Here is a 15835-nt window from a genome sequence, read left to right on the forward strand (position 1 = left end):
GGCTTAGTGCAGGAGGGCAGATGATTCCGCGGACCGCACGTACGGTGCTGGGCCTCGGCACGGTCGCAGTGCTGGCGAGTGCCTGTTCGCTGTCCGGCGGGAGCTCCGGCGGCTCGGCGGATTCCGACCAGCAGAATCCGACCGTCACGCTGGTCACCCACGATTCGTTCGCCGCGCCGCAGGACGTGCTCGACGCCTTTCAGCGCCAGTCCGGCATCACGCTCAAGATCGTCAAGTCCGGCGACGCCGGGGCGCTGACCAACAAGCTGGTGCTGACCAAGGGCAACCCGATCGGCGACGTCGCATACGGCGTCGACAGCACGTTCGCCTCCCGTGCGCTCGGTGAAGGCGTGTTCCAGTCCTACACGAGCCCCGAGTCCGACCGGGGCCCGCAGCGGTATTCGGTGGACCCGGAGCACCGGCTCGCCGCCGTCGACCTCGGCGACGTCTGCGTGAACGTGGACACCGGCTATTTCGCGGCGAAGGGCGTTCCGGCTCCGACGTCGTATGACGATCTGGCCGACCCCCAGTACAAGGACCTGATGGTCGCCGAGAGCCCGGCCACCGCTTCCCCCGGCCTGGCCTTCCTGCTCGGCACGGTCGCGAAGTACGGCGAATCGGGCTGGCCGGACTACTGGAACCGGCTCAAGGCCAACGGGCTCAAGGTCGACAGCGGCTGGGAGGAGGCCTACAGCAAGGACTTCTCCGGTTCGTCGGGCAAGGGCCAGCGCCCGATCGTGGTCTCCTATGCCTCTTCGCCTGCCGCGGAGCTCGGCGAAGACGGCAAGCCGCGGACCAAGGCACTGCTCGACACGTGTTTCCGGCAGGTCGAGTACGCCGGGGTGCTGGCCGGTGGCAAACAGGTGCCGCAAGCGCAGAAGGTGGTCGACTTCCTGCTCTCGCAGCAGTTCCAGGCCACCGTCGCGCCGAACATGTACGTCTACCCCGCGCGCCAGGGCGTCGAGCTGCCTGCCGGCTGGACCGCCGTGGCACCGCAGCCGTCGGACCCGGCCACCATGGCAGCCGAGAAGATCCAGGCCGGCCGGGAGAAGTGGATCGGTGCATGGCGTTCGCTCATGGGGGCGTGAGGACTGCCCGCACCGCCGGGCTGACCCTGCTCGGCCTGCTGCCGGTCGCCTTCCTGCTGGTGTTCTTCGCCTGGCCGGTGGTGGCGATCATCGGCCGCGGCTTCTCCGCCGGTGGCGTGGACACCGTGCTCGGCGACCCGCAGACCTGGCGGCTCGCCGGGTTCACCGTCGGCAGCGCCGCCGCTTCCACCGTGGTCGCGGTGCTCGCCGGACTGCCGGTGGCGTACCTGCTGGCCAGGGTGCGGCTGCCCGGGGTCGGACTGGCCCGGACCATCGTGCTGGTCCCGTTCGTGCTGCCGACGGTGGTCGTCGGGCTCGCGTTCCGCGCGCTGTGGCCGGACGGTGGCGTGCCGGCGCTGGTACTGGCCAACGCGTTCTTCAACGTCGCCGTGGTCGCACGGACCGTCTCGGGGCTGTGGGCGCACCTGGACCCGCGGGCCACCGAAGCCGCGCGGGCGCTGGGTGCCTCGCCGTGGCGGGCGTTCCGCACGGTCACGCTGCCCGCGCTGGCGCCTGCGGTCGCCTCCGCCGCCGCGGTGGTGTTTCTCTTCTGCGCCACCAGTTTCGGTGTGGTGCTGATCCTCGGTGGCGGGAACTACCGCACCTTGGAGACCGAGATCTACCTGCGTACCGTCGATTTGCTGGATCTCTCCGGAGCGGCCGCGCTGTCGTTGCTCCAGTTCGCCGCCGTGATCGCCGCTCTCGCGCTCGGCGCGGTCGCCCGGCGGCGCCGGGAGAACGCCGAACGGCTGCGGTCTGCCCGGGTCACCGCGCGTCGGCCGGGTGGCGGGCAGTGGTCGGTGGTTGCCGCCGCGGTGGTGGTGCTCGGGTTGCTGCTGACGCCGATCGTCGCATTGCTCGTGGCGTCGGTGTCCACTCCGGACGGATGGAGCTTCGCCGGGTATCGCGCACTGTCGAGCACCGGTGTGGACGGCGCACTGCAGGTGACCGGCTGGGTCGCGGCGCAGAACTCGCTCGCCGCGGCCACCGACGCCACGCTGCTCGCGCTGGCGATCGGGGTGATCGCCAGCGTGGTGCTGGTGGCGCTGCGCCGTTCGCCGGGGCGGTTCGCCCGCGGGACGGGCGAGACGATGGACGCCGCGTTGATGCTGCCGCTGGGGGTTTCCGCGGTGACCGTCGGATTCGGCTACCTCGTGACGCTCGACGCGTTGCCCGGTGACCTGCGCACCTCGCCGATGCTGGTGCCGCTGGCACAGGCGCTGGTGATCATCCCGCTGGTGGTGCGGATGATCCTGCCGGTGCTGCGTGCGATCGACGAACGGCTGCGCCAGGCCGCGGCGACGCTGGGCGCGGGTCCGCTGCGGGTGTGGCGGGAGATCGATCTGCCGCTGGCCGCGCGCTCACTGGTGGCCGCCGCCGGATTCGGCTTCGTGGTCGCGCTCGGCGAGTTCGGCGCGACGAGCTTCCTCGCCCGTCCGGACGCACCGACGCTGCCGGTCGCGGTCGCCACGCTGATCGGCAGGCCGGGGGAGCTGAACAACCAGATGGCCTACGCCTCGTGTGCCCTGCTGATGCTGGTGACCGTGGCGGCCGTCGTGCTGATCGACCGGTTCGGTTCGGTCGGGGAGTTCTGATGGCGCTTTCGGTACGGGACGTCACCGTCCACTATGGAACCTTCGCCGCGGTGCGCGACGCCAGGCTCGACCTCGCCGACGGTGAGGTGCTCGCGCTGCTCGGACCGTCCGGCTCGGGAAAGTCGACCTTGCTGCGGGCGATCACCGGACTGGAACCGGTGTCCTCGGGGACGGTTTCCTGGGACGGCGCCGACCTCGCCGCGGTCCCGGTGCACAAACGGGGCTTCGGCCTGGTTTTCCAGGACGGTCAGCTGTTCCCGCACCGCGACGTCGCCGCGAACATCGCCTTCGGCCTGCGCATGCACGGCGTTGCCCGTGCACAGCACGCGGAACGGGTCACCGAACTGCTGCACCTGGTGGGGCTGGCCGGATTCGAACGCAGGCGGGTCACCGAACTGTCCGGCGGACAGGCCCAGCGGGTCGCGCTGGCCCGCGCGCTGGCCCCGAAGCCCCGGCTGCTGCTGCTCGACGAGCCGTTGTCCGGACTCGACGCGGGGCTGCGCGAGCAACTGGCGTTCGATCTGGCGGACCTGTTGCGGCGCAGCAAGATCACCGCGCTGCTGGTGACGCACGATCAGGAGGAGGCGTTCACCCTCGCCGACCGGGTGGCGGTGCTCGACGAAGGCGAGATCCGGCAGGAGGGCGCCGTTCGATCGGTGTGGCAGCATCCGGCCGACGAATCGGTGGCCCGTTTCCTCGGCGTCACCACGTTCCTGGCCGGTACCGCCGACGGCGGGGTGGTGCACACCGAACTCGGTGCCGTCGAGCTGCCCGGTACCGCGGACGGGCCGGTCCGGCTGGGCCTGCGCCCGCACGGGCTGCGGGTGGCCGGGGAAGGCGTGCCGGGCGAGGTCGTCGCGGCCGTGCGCAGGCGCGACCACCTGCGTCTCGTCGTCCGACGGGAAGAGTCCACAATGGACGCGGTAGCGCCGGCCGGGCGGGATCTGCGGGCAGGCGATCCCGTCCGGCTGGTTCCGGATCCGGACGGGATCGCCGTGCTCGGCTGAGCGGCCCTGGGCGGTTCTGGCGGTTCTGGGCGATCAGCCGTCGCGGGTGGCGAGCCTGCCGTAGGCCACCGAGAGGCCGACCACGAGGTAGCAGACCGCACGCAGCGCACCCTCGCCGAGCATCGTCGAGGACATCGGGTCCTGCAGTACCTCGGTCGGCGCCTCCGTCCAGTTCTGCGTGAGCAGGAACGGGTGCAGCCAGTCCAGCGACGTCAGGAAGCCGAGGATGGTGAACACGATGTTGCCGGCCAGCACCGAGGCGACCACGAGCATCGGGTGTTCGGTCCAGCTCGACACGGCCAGCGCGACCGCGCCGACCGCCCACATCTGCAGCACGATCCAGCCTGCCACGACCAGGATGCGCACCAGTGCCCCGCCGAGCGACAACGTGGTGCCCGACAAGGTGAACAGTGAATCGGTACCGTTGAGGATCAGGCCGGTGACCACCCCGGTCACGCACATCCCGAGCACCGCGACCACCGACACGATCGCCACGCCGATCGCCTTCACCGTCAGCAGCCTGCCCCGGCTCACCGGTGCGACCAGCCAGCCGCGCAGCGTGCCGTGCGCTGCCTCACCGGCGATCGCGTCCGCACCGGCCATGGCCGACGCGAGCGGCAGCAACAGCGTCAGTGTCATCACCATCGCCGCGATCGGCAGCACGAAGGCGTTGTTCACCGCGGACGACAGCAGCGCCGCGCTCGCGTCGCCCCCACCGGGGCCGGACGAGTTCTGGCCGACCAGCGTGAGCCCGATGCCGATCACGATCGGCACCAGTGCCAGCAGCCCCAGCACGGCCAGCGTGCGCGGCCTGCGGAAAATCCAGCGCAGCTCCGCCGCGATCAGCCGCGGCAACGGCACGGTGTCGTGCCCGGTACGGCTCACCGGCGCGGTGAGCGTCGCGGTGTTGACGCGGCCTCCCGCGGGAGGGAGCACGTCGGCGGTGCTCATGACGCCTCCACGGGAGGGAGTGCGTCGGCGGTGTTTATGGCGCCTTCTGCGGTAGGGAGTGCATCGGCGGTGTTGACGTCGCCTCCTGCGGGAGAAAGTGCATCGGCGGTGCTCATGAGTCCCCCTCGTCGTCGCTGCCTGCTTCCGATCCCCCTTCGGTGAGGCGGGCGAACAGGTCTTCCAGGCCGGTCCGTGCCCTGGTTGCTTCGTGCACCTCGACGCCGGCTTGCACGAGGACTTGCAGCACTCGTGGCGACGGCGTGGCGGTGAGGTCGGCGCGGACGCCGTCCGGGGTCAGCCGGGCACCGATCCGGTTCTCCCGCAAGGTTTCCAGCGCCAGTTCGGCGTCCGGGGTGCGGACCAGCAGTGCCGCGTTGCCCGATTCCAGCAGTTCGGCAAGTTCGCCCTGCGCGACCACGGTGCCCGACTGCAGCACCGCTACGTGTGTGCAGGTCGCCTCCACCTCGGCCAGCAGATGCGACGACACCACCACGGTCACGCCCTCCGCGTGCAGTTCGCCGATGATCCGGCGGATCTCCCTGGTACCCGCCGGATCGAGGCCGTTCGTGGGTTCGTCGAGCACGACCATCCGGCGCGGCACCAGCAGTGCGCCGGCAAGGCCGAGCCGCTGCTTCATGCCGAGCGAATAACCCTTGTACCGCCGGCGTGCGGCTGCGCCGAGACCCACCCGCTCGATCGCCGCGTCCACCGCGCCGGGGATCGCCTTCGAGGCCAGCCGCGGTTCCGCCGCGGCGAACCGCAGCAGGTTCTCCCGGCCGGACAGGAACGGGTGGAAGCCGGGGCCCTCGACCAGCGCGCCGACATCCGGCAGTGCATGCGCCGACTCCTCCGGCATCCGCCTGCCGAGCAGTTCGACCTCGCCCTCGGTCGGCCGCACCAGCCCGAGCAGCATCCGGATCGTGGTCGTCTTGCCGGAACCGTTCGGCCCGAGCATGCCGAGCACGGCGCCGTCGGGCACATCCAGGTCCACGTGGTCCACCGCGACCGTGCTCCGGTAGACCTTGCGCAGCCCCCTGGTGCGCGCGGCCGGGACCGCCGGGGCGGACACCTCGTCCGAGATGCCCGCCCCGGCCTCGACCGCGGTGCTGGTCACTTGGCGCCCAGCGACTGGTAGAGCACCTGCTCCGGCACCGCACCCGCGGCGAACCGGCCGTCGTCGGTCAGCACGCCGGTGCCGACCTTGGTGCTGAACAGGTAGCCGCTGCCCCACTCGCCGCTCACGCGCTTGGCGACCCGGCTGAGCAGCTTCTGCGGGTCCACGGAGCCCTTCTCGCCGCCCTGCGCCTGCTTCTGCTGAAGCGCGTCGGCAGGAAGCTTGCCGGTGAGCACGGTGTCCCAGCCGTCGCCGACGACCTTGGTGTCCTGCTTGGCCTGCTCCGCCACCGCCTTGCCGCGGTCGTCGGCCTTGGCCGTCTTCTCGGTCACCTTCGCGCCCTTGGGCGGGGTGAAGGCGAACAGGTCCGCCGACTGCGGGGCGAACTCGATCTGGTCGAACGCCAGCTGCAGTGCCGGATCGGCGGTTCCGTTGCTCAGCACGGAAAGCCGCAGCGGCATCCGGGTCTGCGAGTCGACCGCGACGCGGATTTCGCGCAGCAGCGTGCGTTCGCTCGGCTTCGGCGTGAGCACCAGCTCGTAGGCGGGCCGGTCGGCGACGGTGGCCGTGCCGTCGACCGAGACCGTGCTGCTCTCCCGGACCTTCGAGAGCAGGTCCTTCGCCGTGGTGGCCGGGTCGCCGGTCTGGTCCGCGCCGAGGCCGTGCTGTTTGGTCGCCACGTCCGCCGGAACGGTGGTCTTGGTGGCGGTGTTGCTCTGCGACTTGTAGTCCCAGACGCTGGTGCCGTCGTGGATGATCGTCTCCTGCGAGGCACCCTGTGCGAGCGAGATCTTCGCCTTGCCCGCGCCGTCGCTGAACACGTGCGCCGAATCGACGTCCAGCGCGCTCGCCCCCGGGATCGCGTTGCCGAGGTTGGGCAGGCCGAGGTTGTTGCTGACGTGCACCGTGCCGTCGAACGCGCTCGGCTTCGCCGTCATCACCGACTGCACCAGGTCCTCGGCGCTGACCTGCGGCAGCTTCGGCGCGGCCCCCGCCGACGCCGGCATCGCCACCACGGCCAGCCCCCCGACACCGAGCGCGGTGCCGACGACGGCCGCGGTAATGGCCTTCTTCTTCGGATCCATGTCGTCTCTCCCTGTGTCTCCGGGCCCCAGTGTGCCCGGCTCCCGGTGCAGACGGTCCCCGCCCGAGGCTGAGATACCACTGAATGGTCCGGCCGCGCGGCTGAGATCGCGCTGAGAGGCCGCGCGTCAGCTGCGAAAACCGGCCATGATGAAGCTCGTGAAACCTCGTGTGCTTGTGGTCGACGACGAACCGGGCGTGCGCAAGGCCCTGCAACGCGGCCTGCGCGCGGAGGACATGGACGTGGTCACCGCTGCGGACGGGCCGACCGCGCTGCAGCTCGCCCGCACCGGATCGTTCGACGTCGTGCTGCTGGACATCATGCTGCCCGGCCTGTCCGGTTATCGCGTGCTGGAACGGCTGCGTGGTGACGGCGTGACCACACCGGTACTGCTCGTGTCCGCCAAGGACGGCGAAATCGACCAGGCCGACGGCCTCGACCTCGGCGCCGACGGCTACCTGGTGAAGCCGTTTTCGTTCGTCGTGCTGGTGGCGCAGGTGCGTGCAGTGCTGCGGAGGGCAGGGCCGGAAGCCTCGCGGGGCGTGCTGAAGCTCAGTGCGCTGGAGGTCGACCGCGCGTTGCGGCAGGTGCGCTGGGACGGCCGGGAGGTGCCGTTCAGCCCGCGCGAGTTCGCGTTGCTGGAGGTGCTCGTCGGCCGGTCCGGCACGGTGGTGACGAAGGACGAGCTGCTGCGTGCGGTGTGGGGTGACGAGCAGTCGGTCACGCGCAACCTCGTCGAGGTCTACGTGGGATACGTACGGCGCAAACTCGATGCGGTCGGCGCCGGGGCACTGCTGCGCACCGTCCGCGGGCACGGTTATCTCGCCTCGGACACGCAGCTGGACGAGGTCAGGTGATCGGCTCGCCGTCGTGGTGGCGAGGCCGCTCGCTACGGGTGCGCATCACCGTGCTGGCGACCACGATCACCCTGCTGTGCCTGCTCGGTTCCGCTCTGCTGGTGGCCGGAAGCCTCCGGCCGATGCTCGTCGACTCGGTCGATCAGGAGCTGTCGGCCGCGCTCGGTCCGGCGGCCGCCGAGGTCGCCGCCGGGCATCCGCTCGACGTCGCGGATCCGGTGGTCGTCCGGGTGCTGGACATCGCAGGCGGACCGGTCGACGGCCGGCCACGGCCCCAGCTGACCGGCGTGGACGTCGGGCAGCTCAAAGCGGGCACGCCGGTGCAGCACGGCAGTGCACGCTGGCAGGGCCAGGTGGTGAGCGCGCCGGACGGCAGCCAGCGGCTCGTCGTGGCCGGCGCGGGCCTGGTCGGGTTCACCGCGGCGGTGTCCGACGGCAGGCTGTGGCTGGTGCTCGTTGCCGTGCTCGGCACGGTCGTGGCCGGGCTCGCGACGTGGCTGGTGGTGCGGCTCGCGCTGCGGCCGGTGGCCAGGATGCGGGGCCTGGTGCGCGCGTTGCCGCCGGGCTCGCGGCTGCCGCTGCCGAAATCGCACGACGAGATGCGGGCGCTGGCCGAGGAGTTCAACGCGCTGCTCGCACGCCAGGAGGAGGTGAGTGAGCGGCTGCGCCGGTTCACCGGCGACGCGGCACACGAGCTGCGTTCGCCGGTCGCCTCGATCCGGGTGCAGGCCGAGGTGGCCGTGACGAACCCCGATCCGGAGCTGGCGCAGGAGACCCTGTCGGACATCCTCACCGAGGCCGAGCGGCTTTCCGGTCTGCTGGACGGTCTGCTCACGCTGGCCCGTTCCGACGCGGGCGAGACGCCGCCGGCGGAACCGGTCGAGATGGTCTCGGAGGTACGTGCCGCGGTCCGGCGGCTGCCCGCCGGTGCGCCGGAAACCCGGGTGAGCACCGCGGTGGCGCAGGCCTGGGCCTCGGCCGCACATCAGGAGGTGGAGCTGGTGCTGGACAACCTCCTGCGCAACGCCTGCCGATACGCCGCGGGCCAGATCGTGGTGTCCGTGCTCGGCTCGCGTTCGAGCGTGCGGATCGTGGTGGACGACGACGGTCCGGGCGTCGCGCCCGAGCACCGGCGGAAGGTGTTCGACCGGTTCTACCGCGCCGCCGACGACCGGGCGCGGATCTCCGGCGGCAGCGGGCTCGGCCTGGCGATGGTGGCCGAGGCAGTGCGCCGCCGGGGTGGCCGGGTGCGGGTCGGGGAGTCCCCGGACGGCGGCGCGCGGTTCGAGATCACCTGGCGTGCCGTGCGGGCGGCCGGGGCCCGGTGAGCGCGGTGCGGGAGACTGGGCGGATGGACGGGGTCATCGTCGGTGCTGCGCTGGTGCGCGAGGGGAAACTGCTTGCCCAGCAACGGGCTTGGCCACCGCATCACGCGGGGCAGTGGGAACTGCCCGGCGGCCGGGTCGAGCAGGGTGAGACCGAGGCGTTCGCGCTGGCGAGGGAATGCCAGGAGGAACTCGACGTGGTGGTCGTCATCGGCGACCGGGTCGGCCCGGAAGTGCCGTTGCCCGGCGGGAAGGTGCTGCGGGTCTACGTCGCCGCGCTGCTCTCGCCCGGCGACGAACCGCGGGCCGTGGAGCACACCGCGCTGCGCTGGGTCGGGCCGGACGAACTGGACGTGCTCGATTGGCTGCCCGCCGACCGGGACCTGCTGCCTGCGCTGCACGAGGTGCTGGGCTGAACCGGCCCGTCCCGCGGCGACCCTGCCGGCCACCGCGGGGCGGACCGGCTCTTCAAGCCCCGCCGATGAGCCGCAGTGCGGCCGACACCCGGTGTGCGCCCCGGTTCGCGGCTCGCTCGGCACCCGCCTTGCGCACCCGTTCCAGCTCGGCGACGTCGTCCAGCAACGCCTGGGTGCCTTCCCGCACCGGGCGCAGCTCCTCGATCACCGCGTCGGCCACCGCGTCCTTGAGCACGCCGTAGGACGGGTACTGCTCGGCCAGCTCCGCCGGATCACCACCCACGCACGCGGCGAGGACGTCGAGCAGGTTGGCGATCCCCGGCCGGGTCTCCGGGGAGTAGGCCGGTACCGAACCGCCGTCCGTGCGGGCCCGGCGGATCTTGCGCCGCACCTGGTCCGGATCGTCGAGCACGAACACCACCCCGGCCGCATCGCGGGCGGACTTCGACATCTTGCGCGTCGGGTCGGCAAGGTCCTTCACCCGCGCACCGGTGGGCGGCAGCACCGCCTCCGGCACGGTGAACACCTCGCCGTAGGTGGTGTTGAACCGCCGGGCGAGAGTGCGTGCCAGCTCGACGTGCTGGCGCTGGTCCTCCCCGACCGGCACCTGGTCGGCGCCCTGCAACAGGATGTCCGCGGCCATCAGCACCGGATAGGTCAGCAGGCTCAGCCGTACCCCGGCCTGGCCCTTGGACTTCTCCTTGAACTGGATCATCCGGGCCGCTTCGCCGTAGGAGCAGGTGCATTCGAGCACCCAGGTCAGCGCCCCCAGGTCGCGGGCGAGGTCGGACTGCACGAACACGCGCTCGGCGGCGATACCCGTGGCCACCAGCACGGCGAGCTGCTCGGTGGCCAGCGCGCGCAGTTTCACCGGGTTGTGCGCGTTGGTCATGGCGTGCAGGTCGGACACGAAGTACAGGTCGTCCGGCCCGCCCTCGGCCGCCCAGCGGCGCAGCGCGCCGAGGTGGTTGCCGAGCTGGACGTGGCCGGACGGGGTGATACCGGACAGCTGGACCATGAATCTTCCTCTCCCTGGACGTGGACCCCGGGAGCAGGACACAAAAATGGCCGCCCACCGGGGCGGCCTTCGCGCGATCAGCGCAGAGCTTCGGGGCCGCCGAGGGGCGGCCACCACTGGATGCTCTGGCAACGCATGGGTCAAATATAGAACACGACCGGCCGCCACGGGCGGCGAACGGGTCTACCGTCTACCCATGTACGTCGTCTTGCTCACCTACACCGCCCCCATCTCGGACGTCGACCTCGCACTCCCGGACCACGCGGAATGGCTGGCAAAGCAGTACGAACACGGCCATTTCCTGGCCTCGGGTGCACAGAACCCGCGGGTCGGCGGCGTGATCATCACCCGCCCGATGACCCGCGGCAAACTCGACGCGATCCTCGCCACGGACCCGTTCGCCGTGCAGCACCTGGCGCGCTACGAGATCGTCGAGTTCTCGCCGACCCGCACGGCACCGGAACTGCGGTTGGTCAACGAGGCCCTGTCGCACTGAGCACGCTCGACCCGCGATCAGTTCCGCAGCCCGCGGTCCATGGTCGCGACGCAGCTCGGCCGCGGAGTACGCGCGATCCTGCGACGGCCGTCGCCCGGTGCTGACCGGGGTTTGCGACGGCAGCGGGATCTCGAGCACCCGCAGGCCGAGCGCGTGCCCCGGCCGGCCGCGCCAGGCGGGCACGCGGATCCGGGCGGTGCCCACGCGGCGTTCCCGGTCCCCGGCCGACTGCGGGATCGCCACATCCCACCAGGGGATTTCGCTGCCGGTCAGCCGTTTCGGCCCGAACACCTGCCAGCCGCCGGGGAACGGGTTCGGGGCTCGGCGCGGAAGCGGCCGTGACGGTGAGCATCACGTTCTTGCCGGTATCCGGACGTGCGCAATCCCTGCGGACCCGCAGCTCGCTCCGCTTCGTGTCCGCCTGATCCAACACGGCGTGCGCGACGAGCCGGATGACCGCGCGGGCTTGCCGCGGGTTCCAGCGACGTGACCACGGCGCCGGGCACCGAGGTGGACACCTGCTGCTTCACCGCGGCCAGGTACCCCTTGCGGTATCGCATCGGCCCAGCCTCACCCGCGCCGCCGCCGGCACTGCTACTCAGGCGGCCTTGGCCAGGTCGTTCTTGGCCTTCTTCAGCGCCAGCACCGGGCACTTCTTGCAGCGGCTCTTCGAGCGGCAGCACTTCTTCTTGACCTTGCCCTTCTTCATGAGTTTGCGCACGACGGCCCGTGGGTCGTCGGGGTGTTTCTTGCCCACGTGCGCTCCTCGTCGAAGGCCGGTTTTCCTCAGCGTGAGGTTAGGTGAGGCTAACCGACAACAGGGCGTGGCGCTACTCACACTGCGGCGGCAGGTATCCTGATGAAGTCCGCGTGTGGCCAGAGCCGGTCATGCCGACCGGCGCCGTGGCCTGCAGGCCGGGTTCCCGCTCGCAGCGCGGCCGCCCACCCGCCTTTTCTTCGACGTTCAGGAGTCCTCGCGTGCCCGCAGCCAGTGCCATCGCGGTCGAACCCGGCCGCGCGTCCGGCAAGACCCGGCCCGACCTGCGCAACGTCGCGATCGTCGCACACGTCGACCACGGCAAGACCACCCTGGTCGACGCGATGCTCCGGCAGTCCGGCGCGTTCGCCGAACGAGCCGAGGTCGTCGACCGCGTGATGGATTCCGGTGAGCTCGAACGCGAGAAGGGCATCACCATCCTCGCGAAGAACACCTCCATCCACCGGCAGACCGCGGGCGGCCCGATCACCATCAACGTGATCGACACCCCCGGCCACGCCGACTTCGGCGGTGAGGTCGAGCGCGGCCTGGCCATGGTCGACGGCGTGGTGCTGCTGGTCGACGCGAGCGAGGGCCCGCTGCCGCAGACCCGCTTCGTGCTGCGCAAGACGCTCGAGGCAGGCCTGCCGGTGATCCTCGTGGTGAACAAGGTGGACCGTCCGGACGCGCGCATTGCCGAGGTCGTCGAGGAGACCCACGACCTGCTGCTCGACCTGGCGGGCGACATCGAGGACGCGGACCTGGACGCGGTGCTCGACCTGCCGGTGGTCTACGCCTCCGCGCGGGCGGGCAAGGCGAGCCTGACCGCTCCGGTGGACGGTGGGCTGCCGGAGAGCGAGAACCTCGACCCGCTGTTCGACACGCTGCTCGGGCACGTGCCGCCGCCGGTCGCCGATCCGGACGCCCCGCTGCAGGCGCTGGTCACCAACCTCGACGCGTCCAACTTCCTCGGCCGCATCGCGCTCATCCGCATCCACGCCGGCAAGCTGCGCAAGGGCCAGACCGTGGCCTGGATGCGCGAGGACGGTTCGGTGCAGAACGTGCGGATCTCCGAGCTGCTGGTCACCGAGGCACTCACCCGGGTGCCCGCCGCCGAGGCCGCGGCGGGTGATCTGGTCGCCATCGCGGGCATCCCGGACATCACCATCGGCGACACCCTCGCCGACCAGGAGAACCCGGTCGCACTGCCGCGGATCACCGTGGACGAGCCGGCGATCTCGATGACCATCGGCGTCAACACCTCACCGCTGGCCGGAAGGGGCGGTGGCGACAAGGTCACCGCGCGGCTGGTCAAGGCGCGCCTCGACCAGGAGCTGATCGGCAACGTGTCGATCCGCGTGCTGCCCACCGAACGCCCGGACACCTGGGAGGTGCAGGGCCGCGGCGAGCTGGCGCTGGCCATCCTGGTCGAGCAGATGCGCCGCGAGGGCTTCGAGCTGACCGTCGGCAAGCCGCAGGTGGTGCTGCGCACCATCGACGGCAAACTGCACGAGCCGTTCGAGCGGCTCTACATCGACTCGCCGGAGGAGCACCTCGGTGCGATCACCCAGCTGCTCGCGTCCCGCAAGGGCCGGATGGAAGACATGAGCGGCAACGGCACCGGCCGGATCAAGCTGATCTACGTGCTGCCCTCGCGCGGCCTGATCGGTTTCCGCACCGACTTCCTCACCGAGACCCGCGGTACCGGTATCGCGAACCACGTGTTCGAGGGCTACTTCCCGTGGGCGGGCGAGATCCGCACCCGGCACAGCGGCTCGCTGGTCGCCGACCGGTCCGGCCCGATCACCGCGTACGCGATGATCCAGCTGGCCGACCGCGGCACGTTCTTCGTCGAGCCGGGTGCCGAGGTGTACGAGGGCATGGTCGTGGGCGAAAACCCGCGCATGGAAGACCTCGACATCAACATCACCAAGGAGAAGAAGCTCACCAACATGCGCTCCTCCACCGGGGACGAGCTGGAGCGTCTTGCCCGGCCGCGCAAGCTCGGACTCGAGGAGGCGCTGGAGTTCTGCGCCGTCGACGAGTGCGTCGAGGTGGCCCCGGAGGTCGTCCGCGTCCGCAAGGTCACGCTGGACATCTCCACCCGGGCCAAGGAGCGTTCGCGCGCCAAGAGCCGCGACAACAACTGAGCCAGAGCTGTGTGAAGGGCGCCTCCCGGCGACGGGAGGCGCCCTTTTGCGTGAACCCCGAGGGCCTGCTGTGCGTCCACCCTGTTGGCGGTACCGAGTCCGGTGCCGCCGGGTGGTGGTGGATGTGGGAATCTCGGTGCCTGCCCCGGGCCGGGCGTGGCAGCATGTCCGCTCGGATCCATCGGGCCGGCGGCAACTTCGGGAGGACGAGCGTGCGATTCGGACGCCGGGCGGCGCCGGTGCTGGCACTGGCGGGGGTGCTGCTCGCCGCGTGCTCGAACACCCCGCCACCCCCGGTGGTCACCTCGACGCCGCCGCCGAGCACGTCGGAGCAGCCCGCGGCGTCGCAGATCGTGGCCGGCGTCGACGACGTGGTCGGCGGCTACAACCCGCACGCCATCGCGGACTCCTCCACGATCACCACGGCGCTGTCCCAGCTGCTGCTGCCCTCGGTGTTCCGGCAGTCCGACGACGGCACCCGCACCCTCGACAAGACGCTGATGACCTCGGCCGAGGTCGTTTCGCAGACGCCGTTCACGGTCCGGTACGAGATCCGCCCGGACGCCTCCTGGTCCGACGGCGCGCCGATCGCCACCGAGGACTTCATCTACCTGGCCAACTCCATGAAGACCCAGCCCGGCGTGGTCGAACCGGCAGGCTACCGGCAGATCTCCGACATCGAACCGCGCGACGGCGGCAAGGGCGTCGAGGTCACCTTCAGCAAGCCGTACCCGGCCTGGCAGACGCTGTTCGACGACCTGCTGCCGCAGCACCTGCTCAAGGACGCCCCCGGCGGCTGGCAGGCCGCGCTGGCGTCGAGCTTCCCCGCGGTGGCCGGGCCGTTCGCGATCAAGAACCTGGACACCGCACGCGGTGAGGTGGTCCTGCAGCGCAACGACCGGTACTGGGAGAAACCGGCCGCGGTCGACACGCTGACCCTGCGCCGCTCCGATCCGTCCGACATTGCGAACGCGCTGCGCATCGGCAACGACCAGTTCTCGCTCACGCACCCCGATTCCACCGGTCTTCAGCTGCTCAACGAACTGGGCCCGGCCATCCAGCTGCACACGCTGCCCCGCCCGCTCACCGCATCGGTGCTGCTGCGCCCGGTGAGCGCCACGCTGTCGGACTCCCGCGTGCGCGCCGGAGTCACCGCACTGCTGGACCGGACCAAGCTGATCAACGCCGGAACCAAGGGCGGCCCGTCCGCGGCGCTCAAGGCGGATGCCCAGGTGCTGCCGCCCTCGGCGCCGGACTACGCGGCCACCATTCCGGCCGGTCCGCCCGCCGCACCGGATCCGGCGAAGGCCGACGAGTACTTCACCGCCGCCGGGTACAAAAAGGACGCCGGGGTGTGGCGCAAGGACGGCAAGGCGCTGTCGCTGGTGCTCGCGTCGCCGGGCGAGCAGGAGCCCTACGCCTCCATCGTCAAGGAGCTGTCCACGCAGTTGATCGCAGGCGGGGTCGAGGTCAACACGATCACGCCGCAGCCGCGCGACCTGTTCTCCTCGATGCTGGCGATGCCGGTGGTCGACGGCAAACAGCAGGCGGGACCGGATACGAACGGCAACGTGGGCGTCGACATCGCGGTGGCCGGCCTGCCGGTGGGCGGCGACCCGGCGACCGTGCTGGCGTCCACCTTCGGCTGCGCGCCCGGACAGTCCACAACGGACAAGACGAAACCGGTGGTGCCGGCCAATCCCGCGGGCCTGTGCGATGAGAGCCTGCAGGCCACGATCGACTCGGCACTCACCGGCTCGGCCACCCTCGCCGATTCGCTGAAGACGCTGGAACCCCGGCTGTGGTCGTCGAACGTGCTGATCCCGCTGTTCCAGGACGCGGAGATCCTGGCCGTGGGCAAGGGTATCTCCGGTCTGACGCCGGGACCGCCGATGCAGGGACCGTTCAGCTCCGCGGTGAACTGGACCCGCGGCAGCAGCTGAGCCGCCCGCCCCGGACGCCGTGGCGCCGGGGCGG

14 protein-coding genes are annotated in these 15835 nt (G+C 71.1%); 9 read left to right on the forward strand and 5 right to left on the reverse strand.

The genetic code is table 11. From position 1 onward, the window contains the following. Positions 1 to 20: 20 nt before the first annotated feature. Genes ABD793_RS31870 through ABD793_RS31880 form a run of 3 tightly spaced genes read left to right on the forward strand, consistent with a single transcriptional unit; the run spans position 21 to position 3690 of the window. Positions 21 to 1088, forward strand: a complete 1068-nt coding sequence (locus ABD793_RS31870; RefSeq protein WP_344866770.1) for a thiamine ABC transporter substrate-binding protein — start codon at positions 21 to 23, stop codon at positions 1086 to 1088. Beyond that, the gene (locus tag ABD793_RS31875) at positions 1064 to 2683 is read left to right on the forward strand and encodes an ABC transporter permease (protein WP_344866772.1); all 1620 of its coding nucleotides are present in this window, start codon (positions 1064 to 1066) and stop codon (positions 2681 to 2683) included. The genes ABD793_RS31870 and ABD793_RS31875 overlap by 25 nt, the downstream gene beginning before the upstream one ends. Further along, complete coding sequence (locus ABD793_RS31880) at positions 2683 to 3690, forward strand: ABC transporter ATP-binding protein (RefSeq protein WP_344866774.1); 1008 nt, start codon at positions 2683 to 2685, stop codon at positions 3688 to 3690. Before ABD793_RS31875 ends, ABD793_RS31880 begins: the two co-directional genes overlap by 1 nt. 33 nt (positions 3691 to 3723) lie before the next feature. Here ABD793_RS31880 and ABD793_RS31885 read toward each other — a convergent pair whose 3' ends face one another. The 3 genes from ABD793_RS31885 to ABD793_RS31895 form a co-directional block, all read right to left on the reverse strand. Then, positions 3724 to 4641, reverse strand: coding sequence for an ABC transporter permease (locus tag ABD793_RS31885; RefSeq protein ID WP_344866776.1), 918 nt, complete (start codon positions 4639 to 4641; stop codon positions 3724 to 3726). Between the two features lie 112 nt (positions 4642 to 4753). Then, positions 4754 to 5755, reverse strand: a complete 1002-nt coding sequence (locus tag ABD793_RS31890) for an ABC transporter ATP-binding protein (RefSeq protein WP_344866778.1) — start codon at positions 5753 to 5755, stop codon at positions 4754 to 4756. Next, positions 5752 to 6840 carry a LolA family protein gene (locus tag ABD793_RS31895; RefSeq protein WP_344866780.1) on the reverse strand — a complete coding sequence of 363 codons (1089 nt, stop codon included), beginning with the start codon at positions 6838 to 6840 and terminating at the stop codon, positions 5752 to 5754. The genes ABD793_RS31890 and ABD793_RS31895 overlap by 4 nt, the downstream gene beginning before the upstream one ends. 145 nt (positions 6841 to 6985) lie before the next feature. On the opposite strand from ABD793_RS31895, the gene ABD793_RS31900 reads away from it, so the two are divergent. The 3 genes from ABD793_RS31900 to ABD793_RS31910 are packed head-to-tail and all read left to right on the forward strand — an operon-like array spanning position 6986 to position 9437. Then, on the forward strand, positions 6986 to 7696 hold the full coding sequence (locus ABD793_RS31900) for a response regulator transcription factor (RefSeq protein ID WP_344866782.1): 711 nt from the start codon (positions 6986 to 6988) through the stop codon (positions 7694 to 7696). Further along, positions 7693 to 9024 carry a sensor histidine kinase gene (locus ABD793_RS31905; RefSeq protein ID WP_344866784.1) on the forward strand — a complete coding sequence of 444 codons (1332 nt, stop codon included), beginning with the start codon at positions 7693 to 7695 and terminating at the stop codon, positions 9022 to 9024. The genes ABD793_RS31900 and ABD793_RS31905 overlap by 4 nt, the downstream gene beginning before the upstream one ends. Before the next feature lie 23 nt (positions 9025 to 9047). Next, positions 9048 to 9437, forward strand: a complete 390-nt coding sequence (locus ABD793_RS31910) for a (deoxy)nucleoside triphosphate pyrophosphohydrolase (protein WP_344866786.1) — start codon at positions 9048 to 9050, stop codon at positions 9435 to 9437. Positions 9438 to 9489: 52 nt separating this feature from the next. On the opposite strand, the gene trpS is transcribed toward ABD793_RS31910, so the two are convergent. Further along, a complete protein-coding gene (trpS, locus tag ABD793_RS31915) occupies positions 9490 to 10455 on the reverse strand; it encodes a tryptophan--tRNA ligase (protein ID WP_344866788.1) in 966 nt (321 codons plus the stop codon). Between the two features lie 196 nt (positions 10456 to 10651). On the opposite strand from trpS, the gene ABD793_RS31920 reads away from it, so the two are divergent. Beyond that, positions 10652 to 10951, forward strand: coding sequence for a YciI family protein (locus ABD793_RS31920; protein WP_344866790.1), 300 nt, complete (start codon positions 10652 to 10654; stop codon positions 10949 to 10951). Positions 10952 to 11549: 598 nt separating this feature from the next. Here ABD793_RS31920 and ABD793_RS31925 read toward each other — a convergent pair. After that, positions 11550 to 11708 carry a hypothetical protein gene (locus ABD793_RS31925; protein ID WP_344866792.1) on the reverse strand — a complete coding sequence of 53 codons (159 nt, stop codon included), beginning with the start codon at positions 11706 to 11708 and terminating at the stop codon, positions 11550 to 11552. Between the two features lie 221 nt (positions 11709 to 11929). Between ABD793_RS31925 and typA the strand changes: the two genes are divergently transcribed. Together typA and ABD793_RS31935 are read left to right on the forward strand one after the other, a co-directional pair. Continuing rightward, the gene (typA, locus tag ABD793_RS31930) at positions 11930 to 13858 is read left to right on the forward strand and encodes a translational GTPase TypA (protein ID WP_344866794.1); all 1929 of its coding nucleotides are present in this window, start codon (positions 11930 to 11932) and stop codon (positions 13856 to 13858) included. 212 nt (positions 13859 to 14070) lie between these two features. Beyond that, positions 14071 to 15801, forward strand: a complete 1731-nt coding sequence (locus tag ABD793_RS31935; protein ID WP_344866796.1) for an ABC transporter family substrate-binding protein — start codon at positions 14071 to 14073, stop codon at positions 15799 to 15801. Positions 15802 to 15835: the final 34 nt, after the last annotated feature.

This window comes from Amycolatopsis ultiminotia (genome assembly GCF_039536925.1).
Taxonomy (GTDB): Bacteria; Actinomycetota; Actinomycetes; order Mycobacteriales; family Pseudonocardiaceae; genus Amycolatopsis; species Amycolatopsis ultiminotia.